This is a genomic window from Microcoleus sp. B5-D4, from assembly GCF_036705145.1.
In the GTDB taxonomy this organism is placed as follows: Bacteria; Cyanobacteriota; Cyanobacteriia; order Cyanobacteriales; family Microcoleaceae; genus Microcoleus.
Genome location: NZ_JAUBTV010000036.1, coordinates 52,237 through 52,556 on the forward strand (window position 1 = coordinate 52,237; position 320 = coordinate 52,556).

Genomic DNA, 320 nt, shown 5'->3' on the forward strand with positions numbered 1-320 from the left:
CTTGCCTGTGCAAATATTTGGGGCGGGCAAGATGCCCACCCCACAAGAATTTTTGTGGCACAGGCATCTTGCCTGTGCAAATATTTGGGGCGGGCAAGATGCCCACCCCACAAGAATTTTTGTGGCACAGGCATCTTGCCTGTGAAATCCTTGTGGCACAGGCATCTTGCCTGTGAAATCCTTGTGGCACAGGCATCTTGCCTGTGAAATCCTTGTGACACAGGCATCTTGCCTGTGAAATCCTTGTGGCACAGGCATCTTGCCTGTGCAAATATTTGTGGCACAGGCATCTTGCCTGTGCAAATATTTGTGGCACAGGC